Annotated in this window: 4 protein-coding genes; 1 reads left to right on the forward strand and 3 read right to left on the reverse strand. The window is 64.5% G+C overall.

All coding sequences use genetic code 11. The features are described from left to right. Positions 1 to 31: 31 nt before the first annotated feature. From ligB to DCO48_RS14890, 3 genes are all read right to left on the reverse strand, one after another. The gene (ligB, locus tag DCO48_RS14880) at positions 32 to 1,705 is read right to left on the reverse strand and encodes an NAD-dependent DNA ligase LigB (protein WP_116551371.1); all 1,674 of its coding nucleotides are present in this window, start codon (positions 1,703 to 1,705) and stop codon (positions 32 to 34) included. 171 nt (positions 1,706 to 1,876) lie between these two features. Further along, on the reverse strand, positions 1,877 to 3,067 hold the full coding sequence (metK, locus tag DCO48_RS14885) for a methionine adenosyltransferase (protein WP_116551372.1): 1,191 nt from the start codon (positions 3,065 to 3,067) through the stop codon (positions 1,877 to 1,879). Positions 3,068 to 3,086: 19 nt separating this feature from the next. Next, entirely contained in the window at positions 3,087 to 4,082 is a 996-nt protein-coding gene (locus DCO48_RS14890) for a metalloregulator ArsR/SmtB family transcription factor (RefSeq protein WP_116551373.1), read from the reverse strand. A gap of 258 nt (positions 4,083 to 4,340) precedes the next feature. Here DCO48_RS14890 and tkt point away from each other — a divergent pair, with 258 nt between their 5' ends. Further along, a complete protein-coding gene (gene tkt / locus DCO48_RS14895; protein ID WP_116551374.1) occupies positions 4,341 to 6,338 on the forward strand; it encodes a transketolase in 1,998 nt (665 codons plus the stop codon). Positions 6,339 to 6,390: the final 52 nt, after the last annotated feature.

Raw genomic sequence — 6,390 nt, forward strand, 5'->3', positions numbered from 1 at the left:
GAACCGCTGATGCTGCCTTGATCCGATAAATTTAGAAACCCTCTATTGCATGTTCACCCAGCCGGGCCGCCAGGGACTGGACCTGCGGGTCCTGGAAAAAAGCTACCAATTGTGTCGCGCGCCGCTCACCGACGCCCGGCTCGGCTTGCCAGCGGGCGCGGTCGCGAGCGCTCAGCTCCGCCCAGGAGTTGCCCAGCGCCAGCGTTGGCGGTGCCGGTACACCGAGGCCGCGCAGCCAGCGGCTGAAGGGCTGGTTGCGGGCCTGGGCGAACGCCTGCAGCAGTTGTGCACTGCGTCGCTTACCGATACCGGGCACTTGTTCCAGGCTGTGCGCTGACAGGGTCAGCCAGTCGAGCAGGCCATTGAGCCGACCGCTGTCGAGCAGCGCGGCCCAGGTGCCGGGGCCGACACCGGGCAGGTTCAACCCCTGTTTACCGGCCAGCCAGGCCAGGCGGGCAAGAAACTGGCTGCGGCAAGCGGGGCTGGCTTGCCAGCAGCTCAACGGGTGGAAGGCCTCGGTCAGCGGGGCGTCGACCGGCGGGCGCTGGAGGCCGCGTTGCAGCACCTGGTCGAGGCGTGGAATGGTGTGCCCGGCCAGGCTGATGGCCACCTGATCGCCGGGGCGGATGTCCAGTTCGCGCCAGCGTTGCAGCGAGCCGGCGCTGACCTGGCGGATCTGCCGGTCGTCGAGGGTCACCGGTTCGATGCGCACCAGCGGGGTGATGCGGCCGGTGCGGCCGACATTGAAGTGCACGCCGCGAACCTGGGCCAGGGCCTGCTTGAACGGGTACTTCCAGGCCGCTGCCCAGTATGGGGGGCGGGCTTGCCAGCGTTCCGGGCCGGGGCGGCGGCCCTGGCGGATGACCACGCCGTCGCTGGCAAACGGCAAGGGTTGGCTGAACCAGTGCTGGCGCCAGCGCGCGGCGTCGGCGAAACCGCTGATGGGCTGGCTGAAGGCCTTGCTGGTGGCGAAACCGAGGGCGTGGAGGCCATCGAGCCGGGCCTGCATGCCGACCGGACCCTGCGGCCAGTCCCAGACGAACAAGCCGACCTGTGCACCCTGCTCGGTGCTGATCTGTGTGCGGGCGAGCAGGCCGGCGACCTTGCTGCGGGCGCCGAGGCTGCCGCTGCTGGCTTGAACGTGCTGGTCAAGGCGCCAGAACAGTTCGCCCTGAACGATCAGTTCGCGGTGGTCGGGGAGGCGCTGGTTGAGCCGGCCGAGGGCCGGGAGGTGGCGACTCCAGTCATGACCGTGGCTGCCGTCGCCACGGCTGAGCAGTTGGCGCAGTTGGCCGTCGCGGTAGATCAGGGTGACCGCAACGCCATCGACCTTGGGTTGAATCCACAGCTCCTGTTTGCCGTGTAGCCAGGCTTTCACCGCACTGTCGTTGCTGAGCTTGTCCAGGCCGGTGTGCGGGATCGGGTGCGGGATCGGGCCGCTGGCGCTGCGCAGCGGGTTGTCGTTGGCGGCTGTTGCGAAGCAGCTGCGCAGGCGCTGCAGGCGGGCGCGACTCTGGTCGTAGAGTTCGTCGGCGATCAGCGCGACACCAAGGCGGTGGTAGTGGTCGTCCCAGCGGGCCAGGCGTTGCTGGAGCTGGTCGATTTCCGCCAGGGCGAGGCTGGCGGTCCACCGCGGGCAGGGTTGCGCCTGGGCCTGGGCCTGGGGTAGCCAGAGAAAGAGCAGGAGGAGAATGAGTATGGGCATGGCGAGCGGTCCTTGCTCGGCTGAAGGGGAATTTCAAGCCTAGGAGCGCTGCGCAGATAGGGAGGGGGGAGCTTGTCAGGGGATGTTGCAGGGGATTCATCGCGGGACGAGCCCACTCTCACAGGCGGTCGACTGACTTCCTGTGGGAGCGGGCTCGTCCCGCGATGTGTTTTACAGCCCGGCAGCCGCGCGCAGTTGGTCGACGCGGTCGGTACGTTCCCAGGTGAACGTGGTGAAGGTGTCGTCGCCGACGGTCTTCACTTGCGGGTGACGGCCGAAGTGACCATAGGCCGCGGTTTCCTGGTACATCGGGTGCAGCAGGTCAAGCATGGTGGTGATCGCGTACGGACGCAGGTCGAAGCACTCACGCACCAGCTGGATGATCTTGTCGTCGGAAATCTTGCCGGTACCGAAGGTGTTCAGCGAGATCGACGTCGGTTGGGCAACCCCGATGGCGTAGGAAACCTGGATCTCGCAACGCTCGGCCAGGCCAGCGGCGACGATGTTCTTGGCCACGTAACGACCGGCGTAGGCGGCCGAACGGTCAACCTTGGAGGGATCCTTGCCGGAGAACGCGCCACCGCCGTGACGGGCCATGCCGCCGTAGGTGTCGACGATGATCTTGCGGCCGGTCAGGCCGCAGTCACCCACCGGGCCACCAATGATGAAGTTGCCGGTCGGGTTGATGTGGAACTGGGTGTCCTTGGTCAGCAGCTCGGTAGGCAGGGCTTGCTTGACGATCAGTTCCATCACGCCTTCGCGCAGGTCTTTGTAGGACACATCAGGGTTGTGCTGGGTCGACAGCACCACCGCGTCGATGGCCACCACCTTGCCGCCTTCGTAGCGGCAGGTTACCTGCGACTTGGCATCCGGGCGCAGCCACGGCAGCAGGCCGGACTTGCGCGCTTCGGCCTGGCGCTCGACCAGGCGGTGCGAGAAGCAGATCGGTGCTGGCATCAGCACGTCGGTTTCGTTGCTGGCGTAGCCGAACATCAGGCCCTGATCGCCCGCGCCCTGGTCTTCCGGCTTGCTGCGGTCAACGCCCTGGGCGATGTCCACGGACTGCTTGCCGATGATGTTCATCACCGCACAGGTAGCGCCGTCGAAGCCGACGTCGGAGCTGTTGTAGCCGATGTCGACGATCACCTTGCGGACGATTTCTTCGAGGTCGACCCAGGCCGAGGTGGTGACTTCACCGGCGATGATGGCGACACCGGTTTTCACCAGGGTTTCGCAGGCCACCCGGGCGTATTTGTCCTGGGTGATGATGGCGTCCAGCACCGCATCCGAAATCTGGTCGGCGATCTTGTCCGGATGCCCTTCAGACACGGACTCGGAGGTGAAAAGAGAGTATTCGCTCATCTCGACGGGTTCCTAAAATTTACCGATGGTGAGTGTTGCCAGCCGGTCGCTGAAAATGGCGGACCTGGATCTGGAAACCATTACGTAAGCCCACATAAAGACTATCTTCGGGAACCAGTCCCGCCGCGCTGGCCCAGCGGGCCAGGTCGTCTTGCTCAAAGCCCAGCCAGAGATCGCCACACGCTTCGCGGGCCCAGCTCTGGTCGTGGCTGCACAACTCTGTAACCAACAGGCTGCCGCCTGGTTTGACGCGTTCGGCCAACCGCCCGAGAGCCGCCGCCGGGTCGCTGAAATGGTGCAGGACCATGTTCAGCACCACACAGTCGGCCTGCACTTCGCTGCTATGCAGTGCATCGGCCAGTTGCAGGTTAACGTTAGCCAGACGTTCGCGCTGGCACACCTGGCGCGCCAGTTCGAGCATCGCCGGGCTGTTGTCCAGCGCGGTGACCTGGCTGAACCGACGCGCCAGTTCCGGCAGGAATTCGCCATCGCCCGGGCCGACTTCCAGCGCGCTGGCGGTGTCGGCGAAACTGAGCTTGTCGAGCAACGCCAGCAGGCTTTCGCGGTATTGCGCGAGCCCGGCGATCAAGTCTTGCTGGGCGCGGAATTTCTCTTCGGTGCGTTCGAAAAAGTCCTGGCTGGTGGCGGCCCGGCGCTGTTGCACCTGGCCGATACGCAGTTGTACGTCGCTCGGCAATGTCAGCCCATCGACTTCTTCGAGCAGCGCCGCATGCAGCTTGCCACCCAGGCGCGTGGGCTCGGGCAGGGCGCGGCGATAAAAGATCGCGTTACCTTCGCGGCGTGTTGCCACCAGTTCGGCCTGGGCCAGCACCTTGAGGTGGTGGCTCATGCCCGACTGGCCGATGGCGAAGATCTGCGCCAGTTCCAGTACGCCGAACGAATCGTTGGTCAGCACGCGCAAAACGTTCAGCCGCAACGAATCGCCGCTGGCTTTGCACAGGGCTGCCAGGGTCTCGCTTTGCTCGTGGTCGAGGGAAGGTTCGCGCAGGTTCATGGGGCCGCAGTCTAGTCAGGGTGCCGGGTCGTCGCAATAGCAATATCAAAAAGTTTTGATATTGCTCGATGAGTGGAGCGAAATCTGCCGACAGCACCGACAAAATCGGCTGTTTCGTCGGCCCATGGCCGGTTTCGCCGCTCAAACACAGGAAAATCGTCACTCAACGTCCATCCGTCATTGCCCCGGGACACGTGCCTGGGCGAAAATGGCCGCCTTTTTTCTGTTCCGTTACTTTCAAGCCCCAGGAGATAAGCGATGCCCAGCCGTCGTGAGCGTGCCAACGCCATTCGTGCCCTCAGCATGGATGCCGTGCAAAAGGCCAACAGCGGCCACCCCGGTGCCCCTATGGGCATGGCGGATATCGCCGAGGTTCTTTGGCGTGATTACCTGAAACACAACCCGACCAACCCGAATTTCGCCGACCGCGACCGCTTCGTGCTGTCCAACGGCCACGGCTCGATGTTGATCTATTCGCTGCTGCACCTGACTGGCTACGACCTGTCGATCGACGACCTCAAGGCGTTCCGTCAACTGCACAGCCGCACCCCGGGTCACCCGGAGTTCGGCTACACCGCAGGCGTCGAAACCACCACCGGCCCACTGGGTCAGGGCCTGGCCAACGCCGTCGGCTTCGCCCTTGCGGAAAAAGTGCTGGGTGCCCAGTTCAACCGCGAAGGCCACAACATCGTCGACCACAACACCTACGTGTTCCTCGGCGATGGCTGCATGATGGAAGGCATTTCCCATGAAGTCGCTTCCCTGGCCGGCACCCTGGGCCTAGGCAAGCTGATCGCCTTCTACGACGACAACGGCATCTCCATCGACGGCGAAGTCGAAGGCTGGTTCACCGACGACACGCCGAAGCGTTTCGAAGCCTACAACTGGCAGGTGATCCGCAACGTCGACGGCCACGACGCCGAAGAAATCAAGACTGCCATCGAGACTGCCCGCAAGAGCGAGCAGCCGACCCTGATCTGCTGCAAGACCATTATCGGTTTCGGTTCGCCGAACAAGCAGGGCAAGGAAGACTGCCACGGCGCGCCATTGGGCGACGCAGAGATCGCCCTGGCCCGCGAAGCACTGAACTGGAACCACGGTCCGTTCGAAATCCCGGCCGACATCTATGCCGAATGGGATGCCAAGGAAGCCGGCAAGGCGCTCGAAGCCGAGTGGAACCAGCGCTTCGCGGCCTACTCCGCAGCCTTCCCTGAACTGGCCAGCGAACTGACCCGTCGTCTGGGCGGCGAGCTGCCGGCCGATTTCGCCGAGAAGGCTGCGGCCTACATCGCCGACGTCGCGGCCAAGGGCGAAACCATCGCCAGCCGTAAAGCCAGCCAGAACACCCTGAACGCCTTCGGCCCATTGCTGCCGGAACTGCTCGGCGGTTCGGCCGACCTTGCCGGTTCCAACCTGACCCTGTGGAAAGGCTGCAAAGGCGTCAGCGCCGAAGACGCCAACGGCAACTACATGTTCTACGGCGTGCGCGAGTTCGGCATGACCGCGATCATGAACGGCGTTGCCCTGCACGGCGGCCTGGTGCCGTACGGCGCGACCTTCCTGATGTTCATGGAATACGCGCGCAATGCCGTGCGCATGTCGGCGCTGATGAAGCAGCGTGTCATCCACGTCTACACCCACGACTCCATCGGCCTGGGCGAAGACGGCCCGACGCACCAGCCAATCGAGCAGCTGACCAGCCTGCGCAGCACGCCGAACCTGGACACCTGGCGCCCAGCCGATGCGGTTGAATCGGCGGTGAGCTGGAAGCACGCACTGGAGCGCAAGGACGGCCCATCGGCGCTGATCTTCTCGCGCCAGAACCTGCAGCACCAAACCCGCGACGCCGGCCAGATCGCCGACATCGCCCGCGGTGGTTATGTGCTGAAGGACTGCGCCGGCGAGCCTGAGCTGATCCTGATCGCCACCGGTTCGGAAGTGGGCCTGGCGGTTGCCGCCTTCGACAAGCTGACCGAGCAAGGCCGCAAGGTGCGCGTGGTGTCGATGCCATGCACCAGCGTGTTCGATGCCCAGGACGCCGCCTACAAGCAGTCGGTCCTGCCGCTGCAGGTTGGCGCGCGGATTGCCATCGAAGCTGCCCACGCAGACTTCTGGTACAAGTACGTCGGCCTGGAAGGCCGCGTCATCGGCATGACCACCTACGGTGAGTCGGCGCCGGCTTCGGCATTGTTCGAAGAATTCGGCTTCACCCTGGAAAACATCCTGGGTACTGCCGAAGAGCTGCTGGAAGACTGATCTGGCTGGCTGTGGGGGCGGGGGTGTTCCTATCGCGGGACGAGCCCGCTCC

The organism is Pseudomonas sp. SDI, from assembly GCF_003105155.1.
Taxonomy (GTDB): domain Bacteria; phylum Pseudomonadota; class Gammaproteobacteria; order Pseudomonadales; family Pseudomonadaceae; genus Aquipseudomonas.